Origin of the sequence: Mycobacterium sp. H4Y (assembly GCF_000364405.1) — a bacterium.
Lineage (GTDB): Bacteria > Actinomycetota > Actinomycetes > Mycobacteriales > Mycobacteriaceae > Mycobacterium > Mycobacterium intracellulare.
Genome location: NZ_AKIG01000002.1, coordinates 300,701 through 313,896 on the forward strand (window position 1 = coordinate 300,701; position 13,196 = coordinate 313,896).

Sequence of the window (13,196 nt, forward strand, 5' to 3'; positions counted from 1 at the left end):
GAGCGCCACGTGACGAATCTTATTGGGACTCAATACAGCTGGCTGCTGGTCGCGCTGCCGTTGGCGGGTGCCACCATCCTGCTGTTCGGCGGGCGGCGCACCGACCGCTGGGGGCATTGGCTGGGCTGCGCCACCGCGCTGGCGGCGTTCGCCCTGGGCCTGAGCCTGCTGGGCGAGTTGCTCGGCCGCCCCGCCGACGACCGCGTCATCCACCAAAAGGTGTTCAGCTGGATCCCGGTCAGCCAGCTCCAGGTCGACCTCGGGCTCCAGATCGACCAGCTGTCGGTGTGTTTCGTGTTGCTGATCTCCGGGGTCGGCTCGCTGATCCACATCTATTCGGTCGCCTACATGGCCGAAGACCCCGACCGCCGGCGGTTTTTCGGCTACCTCAACCTGTTCCTCGCCTCGATGCTGCTGCTCGTGGTCGCCGACAACTACGTGGTGCTCTACGTCGGCTGGGAAGGGGTGGGCCTGGCGTCCTACCTGCTGATCGGGTTCTGGTACCACAAGCCGACCGCCGCCACGGCCGCCAAGAAGGCTTTCGTGATGAACCGGGTCGGCGACGCCGGGCTGGCGCTCGGAATGTTCTTGATGTTCAGCACTTTCGGCACGCTGTCGTACGCCGGGGTGTTCGCCGGGGCGCCGGCCGCAGGGCGGGGCGCGCTGACCGCGATGGGACTGTTGCTGCTGCTGGGCGCCTGCGCCAAATCCGCGCAGGTGCCGCTGCAGGCCTGGCTGGGTGACGCCATGGAGGGCCCCACCCCGGTGTCCGCGTTGATCCACGCCGCCACCATGGTGACCGCCGGGGTGTATCTGATCGTGCGGTCCAACCCGCTGTACAACCTCTCGCCCGACGCGCAACTGGCGGTGGTCGTCGTGGGTGCCGTCACGTTGCTGCTCGGGGCGTTCATCGGCTGCGCCAAGGACGACATCAAGCGGGCGCTGGCGGCCTCGACGATGAGCCAAATCGGTTACATGGTGCTGGCCGCGGGCCTGGGCCCGGCCGGCTACGCGTTCGCGATCATGCATCTGCTCACCCACGGCTTCTTCAAGGCCGGGCTGTTCCTGGGATCCGGCGCGGTGATCCACGCGATGGACGAAGAGCAGGACATGCGCCGCTACGGCGGCCTGCGGGCCGCGCTGCCGATCACGTTCGCCACGTTCGGCCTGGGATACCTGGCGATCATCGGTGTGCCGCCCTTCGCGGGCTACTTCTCCAAGGACGCCATCATCGAGGCGGCGCTGGCCGTCGGCGGCGTCCGGGGTTACGTGCTGGGCGGGGCGGCGCTGCTGGGCGCGGGGGTCACCGCGTTCTACATGACCCGCGTCATGCTGATGACCTTCTTCGGTAAAAAGCGCTGGGCGCCCGGCGCCCACCCGCACGAGGCGCCCGGCCTGATGACGTGGCCCATGATCCTGCTGGCGATCGGCTCGGTGTTCTCCGGCGGCCTGCTCGCGGTCGGTGGCACCTTGGCGCGCTGGCTCGAACCGGTCGTCGGGAAACACGAAGAAGTCACCCACGCGTTCCCGGTCTGGGTCAGCAGCGCGCTGGCATTGGGTGTGGTCGCCATCGGGATCGCCGTCGCCTACCGGCTTTACGCCAGCGCGGACATCCCCCGGGTGGCCCCGCTGTCGGTCTCGGCCCTGACGACGGCCGTCCGCAAGGACTTCTACGGCGATGCCTTCAACGAGGAGGTGTTCATGCGCCCCGGTGCGCAACTGACCCACGCGCTTGTCGAAGTCGACAACGCGGGCGTCGACGGCTCGGTCAACGCGCTGGCGGCGCTGGTGAGCCAGACGTCGAATCGGCTGCGGGGCCTGCAAACCGGCTTCGCCCGCAACTACGCACTGTCGATGCTGACGGGCGCGGTGCTGGTGGTCGCGCTGATCCTGGCGGTGAAACTGTGGTGAACCCGATGACCTCGGTTCCGTGGCTCAGCGTGCTGTGGCTGGTGCCGCTGGCCGGAGCGGTGCTGATCATCCTGATGCCGCCCGGGCTGCGGCAGCTCGCCAAGTGGACGGGCCTGGTGTTCGGCGTCGCGACTCTGGCGGTCGCGATCGTCGTCACCCTCGGGTTCAAGACCGGCGGCGCCCCGTATCAGTTCGTCGAAAAGCACCAGTGGATCCCGGCTTTCGGGGCCGGCTACACCCTGGGCGTCGACGGCATCGCGGTGGTGCTGGTGCTGCTGACCGCGGTGCTGATCCCGGTGCTGCAGATCGCCGGCTGGAACGACGCGGGCCAGCGCACGCGAGGCGTGCACGCCTACGTCGCGCTGACGCTGGCCATCGAATCCATGGTGCTGATCTCGGTGATCGCGTTGGACGTGCTGCTGTTCTACGTGTTCTTCGAAGCCATGCTCATCCCGATGTACTTCCTGATCGGCGGCTTCGGCGGGGGGCCGGGCCGCTCACGCGCGGCCGTGAAGTTCTTGCTGTACAACCTGTTCGGCGGGCTGATCATGCTGGCCGCGGTGATCGGGCTGTACGTGGTGACCTCGCAGCACGGGTCGGGCACGTTCGACTTCCGTGAGATCGTCGCCGGCGTCGCCTCCGGGCGCTACGGGGCGGACTCCGCGGTGTTCAAGGCGCTATTCCTGGGCTTCATGTTCGCGTTCGCGATCAAGGCCCCGCTGTGGCCGTTCCACCGCTGGCTGCCCGACGCCGCGGTCGAGGCCACCCCGGCCACCGCGGTGCTGATGATGGCCGTGATGGACAAGGTCGGCACCTTCGGCATGCTGCGCTACTGCCTGCAGCTGTTCCCCGATGCCTCAACGTATTTCCGTCCGCTGATCGTCGTGCTGGCGGTCATCGGGGTGGTCTACGGGGCGATCGTCGCCATCGGCCAGACCGACATCATGCGCCTGATCGCCTACACGTCGATCTCGCACTTCGGGTTCATCATCCTCGGCATCTTCGTGATGACCAGCCAGGGCCAGAGCGGGTCGACGCTGTACATGCTCAATCACGGGCTGTCCACGGCGGCGGTGTTCCTGATCGCCGGCTTCCTGATCTCGCGGCACGGCAGCCGGGCGATCGCCGACTACGGCGGCGTGCAGAAGGTGGCGCCCATCTTGGCGGGCACCTTCCTGGTCTCCGCCATGGCCACCCTGTCATTGCCCGGCCTGGCCCCGTTCATCAGCGAATTCCTGGTCCTGCTGGGAACTTTCAACCGGTACTGGCTGGCCGCCGGATTCGGCGTCACCGCGCTGGTGCTGTCGGCCGTGTACATGCTGTGGCTCTACCAGCGCGTGATGACCGGGCCGGTGGCCACCGGCAACGAGAAGATCGGCGACCTGAGGGCGCGCGAATTGATCGTCGTCGCACCGTTGATCGCGCTGCTGCTCGTGCTCGGGATCTATCCCAAGCCCGTCCTCGACATCATCAATCCGGCCGTCGAGAACACCATGACCACCATCGGCCAGCACGACCCCAAACCGACGGTGCCGGTGGGCAATCCCAGACCGGCCCAAGCCCGGACCGCTGAAGGACCGCGATGACCCTCCCCACCCCCAGCATCCAGTACTTCCTGCTGTCCCCGACCCTCATCGTGTTCGGCATCGCCGTGGTGGGGGTCCTCGCCGAAGCGTTCCTGCCCAGGCGCATTCGCTACAGCGGCCAGGTGGCGCTGGCCCTCGGCGGCTTGATCGCGGCGTTCGTCGCCGTCGTCGCCGTGAGCCGCTCGATCAAGAGCTCGGGGCGGGCCGCGGTCCTGGGCGCCATGGCCATCGACCGTCCGACGCTGTACCTGCAGGGCACCGTGCTGCTGGTCGCGGTGATGGCCGTCATCTTCATCGCCGAACGGACCCAAACCAAAACGGAGAGCAAGGTTTCCGTCGCAACGGGCGCCGGCGGCACGGGAGGCCTGGACTCGTTCACCCCGCAGGCGTCGGCGGTGCCCGACAGCGACGCGGAGCGGGAGGCCGAGCGGGCCGGAGCCGCCCAGACGGAGCTCTTCCCGCTGGCGATGCTGTCGGTCGGCGGCATGATGGTCTTTCCGGCGTCCAACGACCTACTGACGATGTTCGTCGCGCTGGAAGTGTTGTCCTTGCCGCTATACCTGATGTGCGGCCTGGCCCGCCACCGTCGCCTGCTGTCGCAGGAAGCGGCCATGAAATACTTTCTGCTGGGCGCGTTTTCGTCGGCCTTCTTCCTCTACGGTGTGGCGCTGCTCTACGGCGCGACCGGCACGCTGCTGCTGACCGGTATCCGCGATGCACTGGCCACCCACGGCGACAGCTCGCTGGCGCTGGTCGGTGTCGCGCTGCTGTCGGTCGGCCTGCTGTTCAAGGTCGGCGCCGTTCCGTTCCACTCGTGGATTCCCGACGTGTACCAGGGCGCCCCCACCCCGATCACGGGATTCATGGCGGCGGCCACCAAGGTGGCGGCGTTCGGCGCGCTGCTTCGGGTGATCTACGTCGCGCTGCCGCCGCTGCACGACCAGTGGCGGCCGGTGCTGTGGACGATCTCCATCCTGACCATGGTGGTGGGGACCATCACCGCGGTGAACCAAACCGACGTCAAGCGGATGCTGGCCTACTCGTCGGTCGCCCACGTCGGATTCATCCTCACCGGCGTCATCGCCGACAACCACACCGGGCTTTCCTCCACGTTGTTCTATTTGCTCGCCTACAGCTTCAGCACCGTGGGCGCGTTCGCCATCGTGGGCCTGATTCGCGACGACGACGGTGTCGAGGATGCCGCGCTGTCGCACTGGGCCGGGCTGGGACAGCGTTCCCCCATTGTGGGCGTGATGTTTTCGATGTTCTTGTTGGCCTTCGCCGGCATCCCGCTGACCAGTGGATTCGTCAGCAAGCTCGCCGTGTTCAAGGCCGCCGCGCAGGGGGGCGCCGCGCCCCTGGTGATCGTCGGTGTGGTCGCCAGCGGTGTCGCCGCCTACTTCTACGTGCGGGTGATCGTGTCGATGTTCTTCACCGAGGCCACCGAGGACACCCCGCACGTGGTGGCGCCGGGCATCCTGAGCAAGGCCGCGATCGCGGTCTGCGCCGCGGTCACCGTGGTGTTGGGCATCTTCCCGCAGCCGCTGCTCGACCTGGCCGACCACGCCGCGCACCTGCTGCACTGACGGTGACCGACATCGGCGCTCAGGCCAAGAACGGCCAGATCGCCAGCAGGTAGATCACCAGCGCACCCAGCGGGGCGGCCAACGGCAACCACGGCAACTGCAACGGGAACGACGTTGCGACCAACCCGGCGAACGTAAACCCTACCGCGGCAACGGCCGTCGGCCAGCTGCCCAGCACCACCGGGGCGGCCGCGCCGGCCGCGTGGCGGCACACCAGGTAGGCGGCCGCGCACAATCCGGACAGCGCGACGAACACGACCGGCGGATCGGACAGCGTGACCGTCACGACCGCTAGCAGCACGGCAACCGTTGCGGCGAACCGGAATACCGTCCCCGCACCCACCGAAACCAGGGCCGCCACCCCCGCGGCCACGGCGAAACCGTGCGAGCCCCCGGCCGCCGATCCGACCATGAGCAGACCGAACCCGGTCGCGAACGCGGGCGACCCCAGCCGACCCAGCGCGCCCGCACCACCGCTATCCACGCAGCCTCCCGCGCACCCGGCGGCGGCGATCGGGCAGCACACCCATCGACTGCTCGAGACCGCTGTCGCCCCGCCACGACACGATGTCCACCCCGACGGTGGCCATGTCGCGATACATCGCGGAGCGCTGCAGCGCCCACATCCGATCGACCAACGGATCCTGATCGTCTTCGAACGGCGAACTGTCGAGGATGTCGACGGCCAATACGACATGGCCCCGCCTCCGCAGATCGATGAGGGCGAGCGCGAATTCGGTGTCGAGCAGCGTGGAGAACGCGATGACGATCGCCCCGGCAGGCACCGCCGCGCGCGGTGCCAGCGTGCCCGTGGTGCGCTCGAATCGGTCACCGGCACCGAGCACGGTGTCGAGCACCCGATAGAACTGGCGCTGCCCGATGTCGGTGCCGAGCCAGCGCGGACGGTTGCCCCCGAGCGCGACGATCCCGGCCCGATCACCGTGCCGCAGTGCGGTTTGCACCACTTGCGCCGCGCCCCGGACGACCCGTTCGGTGGCTACGGTCGCCGGACCCGCCGGCTGCCGGTACCCGTCGATCAGGACGACCACGTCCGCCGCGCGGTCGGTCAACCGCTCCGTGACGTGCAGCTGGCCGCGGCGCGCGCTCACCGGCCAATTCACCGCGCGCAGTTGGTCTCCCGGCACGTAGGGACGAATGTCGGCGTATTCCACCCCGGGGCCGACGTGCCGGGTCAGGTGGGCGCCCAGCCGGTCGAGCAACTCGATCTGCGGGATGGGCGTGGCCTGCGGCGGCGTCAGCGGAAACACGATGACCTCGGCGGCGTCGACAATGCCGGTGCCGGTGAGCAGCCCACCGCGTGCGATCACCTCGACGCGGGCCGCGATCCGGTACCGTCCCCAGCGCTGCGCCGTGGCCGCGACCGTCTTCGCCCGGCCCGCATCGGCATCGGCGATCTCGAGCTCCATCCCGTCGACGTCCGGGACCGTGAGCCGGGCGGCCGACAACCCTTGTTCTTCCCCGCTGATCCACACCCGCAGGTGCGCCTGTTCGCTTTCGAAGCATCGCTGGGCGTCGGGCTCGCCGTGCACGCGAATTTCCGGCACCGGCCGCTGCCAGCTGATCGAACACAGCACGCCGAGTAGCGGCGCCGCGAACGCGATCAGCTGCCACCGGGCGTCGATGACGGCCGCGGCCATCGCGAATCCCGCGCAGGTGGCGACCGCGCGCGTCAATCCCGATGCGCGCCAGCGAAACTCGATCCCGCGGCCCCGCGTCACGCCGGACTCATCCGGTGTCCCCCGGGTTCGCGCCGGTGCGCGGCACCGGCAGCCGGTGCAGCAGCTCCCCGATGACGTCGGCGCCCTGGATCTTTCGCACCCACATCTCCGGGCGCAAGGTGATGCGGTGCGCAACCGCCGCGGTGGCGAGCGCCTTGACGTCCTCGGGGATCACGTAGTCGCGGCCGAGCAGCAGCGCGCGGGCGCGGGCGAGCTGGACCAGATCGAGTTCGGCGCGCGGGCTGGCCCCGACCGCGACCTGCGGGTGGTGCCGCGTCGCGTTGGCCAGCGAGACCACGTAGTGCAGGACGTCTTCGTGCACCGTCACCTGCTCGACCGATTCCCGCATCGCCAGCAGGTCGTGCGCGTCCACGACCTGATTGACCGTCGGCTCGGCCGATCCGCGTTCGAGGCGCCGCCGCAGCATGGAGGTCTCGTCGCGTTCGGAGAGATAGCGCAGTTCCAGCCGGATCGCGAATCGGTCGAGCTGCGCCTCGGGCAGCGGATACGTGCCCTCGTACTCGATCGGGTTGTCGGTGGCCAGCACGATGAAAGGCCTTGACAGCTGGTGTGTTTCGCCGTCGATGCTGACCTGTCGTTCGGCCATCGCCTCCAGCAGCGCCGCCTGGGTTTTCGGTGGCGTGCGGTTGATCTCGTCGGCGAGCAACAGGTTGGTGAAGATCGGTCCGGGCCGGAACGCGAAGCGCCCCGACTGCATGTCGTAGATCGTCGACCCGAGCAGGTCCGCCGGCAGCAGGTCGGGGGTGAACTGCACACGGGTGAATTGCAGCCCCAGCGCGGCCGCAAAGGATCTCGCGATCAGCGTCTTGCCCAGGCCCGGCAGGTCCTCGATGAGGATGTGACCGCGCGCGAGAACGGCGGTCAGGATGAGCTTGAGCGCGGCGCGCTTGCCCACCACCACGCGTTCTATTTCGTCGAGGATCGCCTCGCAGTGTGCGGTCGTGGTTGCTGCCGGCAGCGTCATTTCTGGATCGCGCCCCCTGTCATACCTGCTCCAACTTTCGCAGAATCTCTTCCAGCGCCGCCCGGCCCGGCCCCGGCTGGCGGTCACCGTTGCGGATGACGTTGTTGGGGTTGACCCAGTCCCACAGCTCGACACCGAAGAGCATTCGGCCAGTCGCGTGGAAGGCGGCGGGATCTTTGGCTTGCCGTTGGCCCGTGGCGATTTCGTACCGTCGGGCCAGCATCGGGCGCAGATGCCGGTCCCAGTCGGCCCGGGTGGCCTCCGACCGGCGGATGGTCGTCTCGGTGGTGGAAAGCCAGCGGCGCAACGAATCCCCGAGGTCGTCGGCCTCGGGCTCGGTGCCGGCCTCGGGCCCGCGTCCCAGCGTGCGCCGCAGGCCGAGCAGTACCACGGCCAGCCCGATACCGGAGGCCGCCAACACGAGTCGGCGGTCATGCTGCGTCAGCGTCAGCAGTTCGATGGCGATGATGAGGCAAACCCCGAGGGCCGCGGTCTTTTTCATGCGACGCTCAGCGATCGGAGTTCGTCGAGGACCAGTCGAAGCACGCGCACCGCCACGTCGCGGTGTCCCTCGTTCATCACGTGCGGACTGAACCGCGCCTCGGTGAACAGGTTCACCAGTTGTACGGCGTTATCGGCATGCAGGGCATGGCGTTCGACCGCACGGGCCAACACCTCGGACGGGGTATCGAAGTCCTGGGGGACGGCCCCGGGAACATGCGCGAGTTCGCGTTCCATCGCGGCGTAGCAGGCGATGATCGCCTCGCGCGGCTCGCGGCTGAGGTCCGTCATCTCCGCCAGTCCACGCTCGGCGGCCCGCGCCAGCGACCGCGGCGGCGCCGCGGCCGCCGGGGTTTCGGCCGGCTCGTCGGCGATGGGGAGTGCGATCGGGTGCCGCCTTCGCCTCGCCGTGGCGACCGTTCCGGCGACGATCACGAACAACATCGCGGCCGTGCTGGCGAGCAGCACGCCGAGCATGCTCTGGGAGCCGCCGCGCGGCCGGTGCTGCTGCTGCGGTGGTGGCGGCGAGCCGCCATGCCCCGACGGCGGCTGGCCGCCGGTCTCGGATGCGGAGGGAGCCGGGCCGATGCCGTGGGGCGCCAGGAGCCTGCTCAGCAGCATCACGATCAGTAGCCACGCGACGATCACCGCGAGGCCGATCAGCAACACCCGCCAGCTCGGTCGGCCCCTCCCGGTGCCCAGCATGTCGGACAGCGCCCCGGCGGACGGCGCGGGTGCACGGGGGTCTCGCAACCGCGCGACGACCGCGATCGCGACCAAGGCCAGCGTCGCCGCCAGGATCGCGACCACGAACACCATGGCCGCCCGGCCCCCCGCCTCGCTGCGGGCCGCATGCTGCTGAGCCGGGAAATACCCGCGCAGGGCGGCCGCGACCACGAGTAGGAGAACGATCAGGGCCACGACCCGCCCTGTCGGCTTGTCCATACCAGGCATGGGCACACCACTCAACCGGTTGCCTGCCGCCGTTGCGGCACTGGCTTTGCTCATACTTGCACGTCAGGCGACCCTAGGGCCAGGACTGGCGTTCGATAGCGTCGGTGGCGTGGTCCGGGCTTCGCCGGAGTGCGATCGACCGCCCCGGCTCAGTCCAGCGCGAACGGCCGGAAACTGCCGTCGAGCACTTGTAGGTGCCCGATGGTGCGTCCGGTGACCTTGCCGGGGTCGACGAGCGCCAATTCCACTGCCGCGCGGGCGAATTCATCCGCGGACGCGGTGTCGTCGAAGTTGCGGGCGTAGTAGGAAAGCCCCGGTGTGAGGATCGGCTTGGACGGCGACAGCGCGTTGACCGCGATGTTGTGGTCGGTGAGATCGAATGCCGCGCATTGGGTTAGATGCTCGAGCGCGGCCTTGGACCCACCGTAACCGGGCAGCACACCGTCGCTGCGGTCGGCGTAGGGGCCATCACCGGGCAGCCGCGACGCGACCGAGGTGATGTTGATGATGGACCCGCCCCCCGCCTCGATCATGTCGGGGCACACCAGCTGCATCAGCTCGTAAGCCGCGAACACCGCGATGTCGAAATGCCGGCGATACGCATGCAAGGGCGTACTGACGAACCCCGGCCAGCCGGGCTTGGCGGCGCCGCTCGGCGGTTTGGCGGGCTTGGGGCGCGGTTCGCCGCCGGGCGCCGGCGGGCGGCCGGGCGCGGTGAAGGCCGCATTGTTGACCAGAATCGCGATCGGGCCCAACGCATCTCGCGCCGAGTCCACCAGCCGGGCGATCTCGTCGCGGTCGGTCAGATCGGCCCGCACCGCGACGGCGCGTCCGCCCGCGGCCTCGATGTCGGCGACCGTCTCACCGATCGTTCCCGGCAGCCGGTCATCCCAGACCTCTTCGGTGCGCCCGCCGACCGCCACCGCCGCGCCCTCGGCGGCCAGCGCCAACGCGATCGCTCGACCGAGGCCGCGGCTGGCACCGGTGACGATCGCGGCGCGCCCGGCGAGCCGGCCCGTCATCGCCGCACGCCGTGCACGACGATGGCCGTGGTCTGTTCCACCCACGCGTCGTCGAGCTCTTCCTCCGGGCGCAGCAGCATCCGCAGCATCGTCGCTCCCCCAATCAACTCGATCAAGCGATCCGGATCCACGTCGGGATGGGCTTCGCCCCGGTCGACGGCCTCGCGCAGCCGCACCCGCACCGCGGCGAACAAGTCCACGAATCGCGACATCACCCGCGCGTTGAGTGCGGGATCGGCCGTCATGTCGGCCACCAGGCCGGGCAGCGCGGCGCGAACCACCGGGGTGGTGAACACGTCGCGGGCGGCCTCGATCATCATCCGCGTGTCGGCGGCGATATCCCCGGCCGGCGCCTCCAGCGCGGTGGGGGCCACGGGGAAGGCCGCCTCGTGCACCAGTTCGGCCTTGCTCGACCACCGCCGGTACAGCGCCGACTTCGTGGTGCCGGCGCGCTCGGCCACCGCGGCCAGACTGATGTTTGAATAGCCCGTTTGGACAAGCAGTTCCGCGGTCGCCGATAGGATGGCCGAGTCGATACGCGGATCGCGCGGGCGGCCGGCGCCGGGGGCCTTGTCAAGGCCGGACGGGTCTGCTTTCATAACGCTACCTACCGTATCGTAATTGCCGCGAAAAAGTCTCAAAGGATGGAGGCACTCCCGTGGCCACTGAACCGGCAGTCGACAACGTCGACCGGCTGCAGCGCTCCAGCCGCGACGTCACCACGTTGCCGACGGTGATGTCGCGCTGGCTCTCCACCGTACTGCCCGACGGCGCAAAACCCGAGGTGACCGTCGAAAGCGGCGTGGATTCGACGGGCATGTCGTCGGAGACCATCATCTTGACCGTCCGCTGGCAGCAAGACGGGCAACCGACCGAGCAAAAGCTGGTGGCGCGGGTGGCGCCCACCGCCGAGGACGTGCAGGTCTTCCCGACCTACCGGCTCGACCACCAATTCGACGTCATCCGCAAGGTCGGCGAACTCACCGACGTGCCCGTGCCCCGGGTGCGGTGGCTGGAGAACACCGGCGACGTCCTGGGCACACCGTTCTTCGTGATGGACTACGTCGACGGGGAGGTGCCGCCCGACGTCATGCCCTACACGTTCGGTGGCAACTGGTTCGCCGACGCGCCCACCGAGCGGCAACGCGAACTGCAAGACGCCACCGTCGGCGTCTTGGCTTCGCTGCACTCGATTCCCGACGCGCAGAACACCTTTGGCTTCCTCACCGAGGGACAAATCGGGGACACCGCGCTGCGCAAGCACTTCAATTGGGTGCGGTCCTGGTATGACTTCGCCGTGCCCGACATCGGGCGGTCGCCGCTTTTGGAACGCACCTTCGACTGGCTGGAGGCCAACTGGCCGGCCGAGACGGCCGCCGCCGAGCCGGTGCTGCTGTGGGGCGACGCGCGCGTCGGCAACGTGTTGTACAAAGACTTCGCGCCGGTGGCGGTGCTGGACTGGGAAATGGTGACGCTGGGCCCGCGCGAACTGGACGTGGCGTGGATGATATTCGCGCACATGGTCTTTCAAGAACTCGCCGGCCTGGCGACGCTGCCTGGGTTGCCGGAGGTGATGCGCGAGGACGACGTGCGCGCGACCTACGCGCGCCTGGCCGGCGTCGAAGTCGGCGACCTGCACTGGTTTTACGTGTACTCGGGCGTCATGTGGGCGTGCGTGTTCATGCGCACCGGCGCGCGGCGCGTGCACTTCGGGGAGACCGAAAAGCCCGACGATGTCGAATCGCTGTTCTACCACGCCGGATTGATGCGACGTTTGATCGGAGAGGACCAGTAATGCTCGGACCGCTCGACGAATACCCGGTACATCAGATCCCCCAGCCGATCGCGTGGCCGGGCTCCTCGGACCGCAACTTCTACGACCGCTCCTACTTCAACGCCCACGACCGCACCGGGAACATCTTCGTCATCAGCGGCATCGGCTACTACCCCAACCTCGGGGTCAAGGACGCGTTCCTGCTCGTCAGGCGGGGGGACACCCAGACCGCCGTGCACGTCTCGGACGCCATCGATCAGGACCGGCTCAACCAGCACGTCAACGGCTATCGCGTCGAGGTCATCGAACCGCTGCACCAGCTGCGCATCGTGCTCGACGAAACCGAAGGCATCGCAGCCGATCTCACCTGGAAGGGGCTGTTCGACGTCGTCCAGGAACAGCCGCACATCCTGCGTTCGGGCAACCGGGTGACGCTGGACGCCCAGCGTTTCGCGCAACTCGGCAGCTGGAGTGGCCGCATCGTCATCGACGGGGAGGAAATAACCGTCGACCCCAACACCTGGCTGGGCAGCCGCGACCGGTCCTGGGGCATCCGCCCGATCGGCGAGGCCGAGCCCGCCGGCCGGCCCGCCGACCCGCCGTTCGAGGGCATGTGGTGGCTCTATGTGCCCATGGCCTTCGACGATTTCGCGATCGTCCTGATCATTCAGGAGGAGCCCAACGGGTTCCGTTCGCTCAACGACTGCACCCGGATCTGGCGCGACGGCCGCGTCGAGCAGCTCGGCTGGCCGCGGGTCAAGATCCACTACCGCTCGGGCACCCGCATCCCGACCGGCGCGACCATCGAGGCCACCTCCCCCGACGGCACCGAGGTCCACTTCGACGTGGAGTCCAAGCTGCCGGTCCCCATTCACGTCGGCGGTGGCTACGGCGGCGATTCCGACTGGATACACGGCATGTGGAAGGGCGAGAAGTTCGCCGAGCGGCTGACCTACGACATGACCGACCCGGCGATCGTCGCGCGCGCGGGGTTCGGCGTGATCGACCATGTCGGCCGGGCGCTGTGCCGCGACGGCGACAAGCCACCGGTGGAGGGCTGGGGCCTCTACGAGCACGGCGCGCTGGGCCGCCACGACCCGTCGGGATTCAAGGACTGGCTGACGGTCGCGCCGTAACC

At 68.8% G+C, this 13,196-nt stretch carries 12 protein-coding genes; 5 read left to right on the forward strand and 7 right to left on the reverse strand.

The features are described 5' to 3' along the window. Nucleotides 1-9 precede the first annotated feature (9 nt). From nuoL to nuoN, 3 genes are read left to right on the forward strand one after another with little or no spacing between them, the layout of a single operon-like run. Nucleotides 10-1,911 carry an NADH-quinone oxidoreductase subunit L gene (gene nuoL / locus W7U_RS15225; protein WP_008259458.1) on the forward strand — a complete coding sequence of 634 codons (1,902 nt, stop codon included), beginning with the start codon at nt 10-12 and terminating at the stop codon, nt 1,909-1,911. 5 nt (nt 1,912-1,916) lie between these two features. Next, entirely contained in the window at nt 1,917-3,497 is a 1,581-nt protein-coding gene (locus W7U_RS15230; RefSeq protein ID WP_008259459.1) for an NADH-quinone oxidoreductase subunit M, read from the forward strand. Then, on the forward strand, nt 3,494-5,083 hold the full coding sequence (gene nuoN, locus W7U_RS15235; RefSeq protein WP_008259460.1) for an NADH-quinone oxidoreductase subunit NuoN: 1,590 nt from the start codon (nt 3,494-3,496) through the stop codon (nt 5,081-5,083). Before W7U_RS15230 ends, nuoN begins: the two co-directional genes overlap by 4 nt. 19 nt (nt 5,084-5,102) lie before the next feature. On the opposite strand, the gene W7U_RS15240 is transcribed toward nuoN, so the two are convergent. The 7 genes from W7U_RS15240 to W7U_RS15270 all read right to left on the reverse strand — a co-directional run bounded on the left by W7U_RS15240 (nt 5,103) and on the right by W7U_RS15270 (nt 10,883). Continuing rightward, nucleotides 5,103-5,495 (reverse strand): hypothetical protein, encoded by a 393-nt coding sequence (locus tag W7U_RS15240; RefSeq protein WP_232536718.1) that lies wholly within the window; start codon nt 5,493-5,495, stop codon nt 5,103-5,105. Between the two features lie 64 nt (nt 5,496-5,559). Then, nucleotides 5,560-6,822, reverse strand: a complete 1,263-nt coding sequence (locus W7U_RS15245) for a DUF58 domain-containing protein (protein ID WP_008259462.1) — start codon at nt 6,820-6,822, stop codon at nt 5,560-5,562. Nucleotides 6,823-6,829: 7 nt separating this feature from the next. Further along, on the reverse strand, nt 6,830-7,807 hold the full coding sequence (locus W7U_RS15250; RefSeq protein WP_008259464.1) for a MoxR family ATPase: 978 nt from the start codon (nt 7,805-7,807) through the stop codon (nt 6,830-6,832). 19 nt (nt 7,808-7,826) lie between these two features. Then, nucleotides 7,827-8,309: a hypothetical protein gene (locus tag W7U_RS15255; protein WP_008259466.1), complete on the reverse strand. Its 483-nt coding sequence runs from the start codon at nt 8,307-8,309 to the stop codon at nt 7,827-7,829. Further along, nucleotides 8,306-9,253: a DUF4129 domain-containing protein gene (locus W7U_RS15260; protein ID WP_008259468.1), complete on the reverse strand. Its 948-nt coding sequence runs from the start codon at nt 9,251-9,253 to the stop codon at nt 8,306-8,308. Before W7U_RS15260 ends, W7U_RS15255 begins: the two co-directional genes overlap by 4 nt. A 158-nt stretch (nt 9,254-9,411) precedes the next feature. Further along, nucleotides 9,412-10,284 carry an SDR family NAD(P)-dependent oxidoreductase gene (locus W7U_RS15265; protein WP_008259469.1) on the reverse strand — a complete coding sequence of 291 codons (873 nt, stop codon included), beginning with the start codon at nt 10,282-10,284 and terminating at the stop codon, nt 9,412-9,414. Then, the gene (locus W7U_RS15270; protein WP_008259472.1) at nt 10,281-10,883 is read right to left on the reverse strand and encodes a TetR/AcrR family transcriptional regulator; all 603 of its coding nucleotides are present in this window, start codon (nt 10,881-10,883) and stop codon (nt 10,281-10,283) included. Before W7U_RS15270 ends, W7U_RS15265 begins: the two co-directional genes overlap by 4 nt. 59 nt (nt 10,884-10,942) lie before the next feature. On the opposite strand from W7U_RS15270, the gene W7U_RS15275 reads away from it, so the two are divergent. Both W7U_RS15275 and W7U_RS15280 read left to right on the forward strand, forming a co-directional pair. Beyond that, the gene (locus tag W7U_RS15275) at nt 10,943-12,079 is read left to right on the forward strand and encodes a phosphotransferase family protein (protein WP_008259474.1); all 1,137 of its coding nucleotides are present in this window, start codon (nt 10,943-10,945) and stop codon (nt 12,077-12,079) included. Then, nucleotides 12,079-13,194: a hypothetical protein gene (locus tag W7U_RS15280; RefSeq protein WP_008259476.1), complete on the forward strand. Its 1,116-nt coding sequence runs from the start codon at nt 12,079-12,081 to the stop codon at nt 13,192-13,194. The genes W7U_RS15275 and W7U_RS15280 overlap by 1 nt, the downstream gene beginning before the upstream one ends. The last annotated feature ends 2 nt before the right edge of the window (nt 13,195-13,196 follow it).

Excerpts from the sequence above, each read along its gene's own strand:
- W7U_RS15230 (WP_008259459.1), top strand. The coding sequence starts at position 1,917 with ATGACCTCGGTTCCGTGGCTCAGCGTGCTGTGGCTGGTGCCGCTGGCC.
- nuoN (WP_008259460.1), top strand. The coding sequence starts at position 3,494 with ATGACCCTCCCCACCCCCAGCATCCAGTACTTCCTGCTGTCCCCGACC.
- W7U_RS15240 (WP_232536718.1), bottom strand. The coding sequence starts at position 5,495 with ATGGTCGGATCGGCGGCCGGGGGCTCGCACGGTTTCGCCGTGGCCGCG.
- W7U_RS15250 (WP_008259464.1), bottom strand. The coding sequence starts at position 7,807 with ATGACGCTGCCGGCAGCAACCACGACCGCACACTGCGAGGCGATCCTC.
- W7U_RS15255 (WP_008259466.1), bottom strand. The coding sequence starts at position 8,309 with ATGAAAAAGACCGCGGCCCTCGGGGTTTGCCTCATCATCGCCATCGAA.
- W7U_RS15260 (WP_008259468.1), bottom strand. The coding sequence starts at position 9,253 with ATGGACAAGCCGACAGGGCGGGTCGTGGCCCTGATCGTTCTCCTACTC.
- W7U_RS15265 (WP_008259469.1), bottom strand. The coding sequence starts at position 10,284 with ATGACGGGCCGGCTCGCCGGGCGCGCCGCGATCGTCACCGGTGCCAGC.
- W7U_RS15270 (WP_008259472.1), bottom strand. The coding sequence starts at position 10,883 with ATGAAAGCAGACCCGTCCGGCCTTGACAAGGCCCCCGGCGCCGGCCGC.
- W7U_RS15280 (WP_008259476.1), top strand. The coding sequence starts at position 12,079 with ATGCTCGGACCGCTCGACGAATACCCGGTACATCAGATCCCCCAGCCG.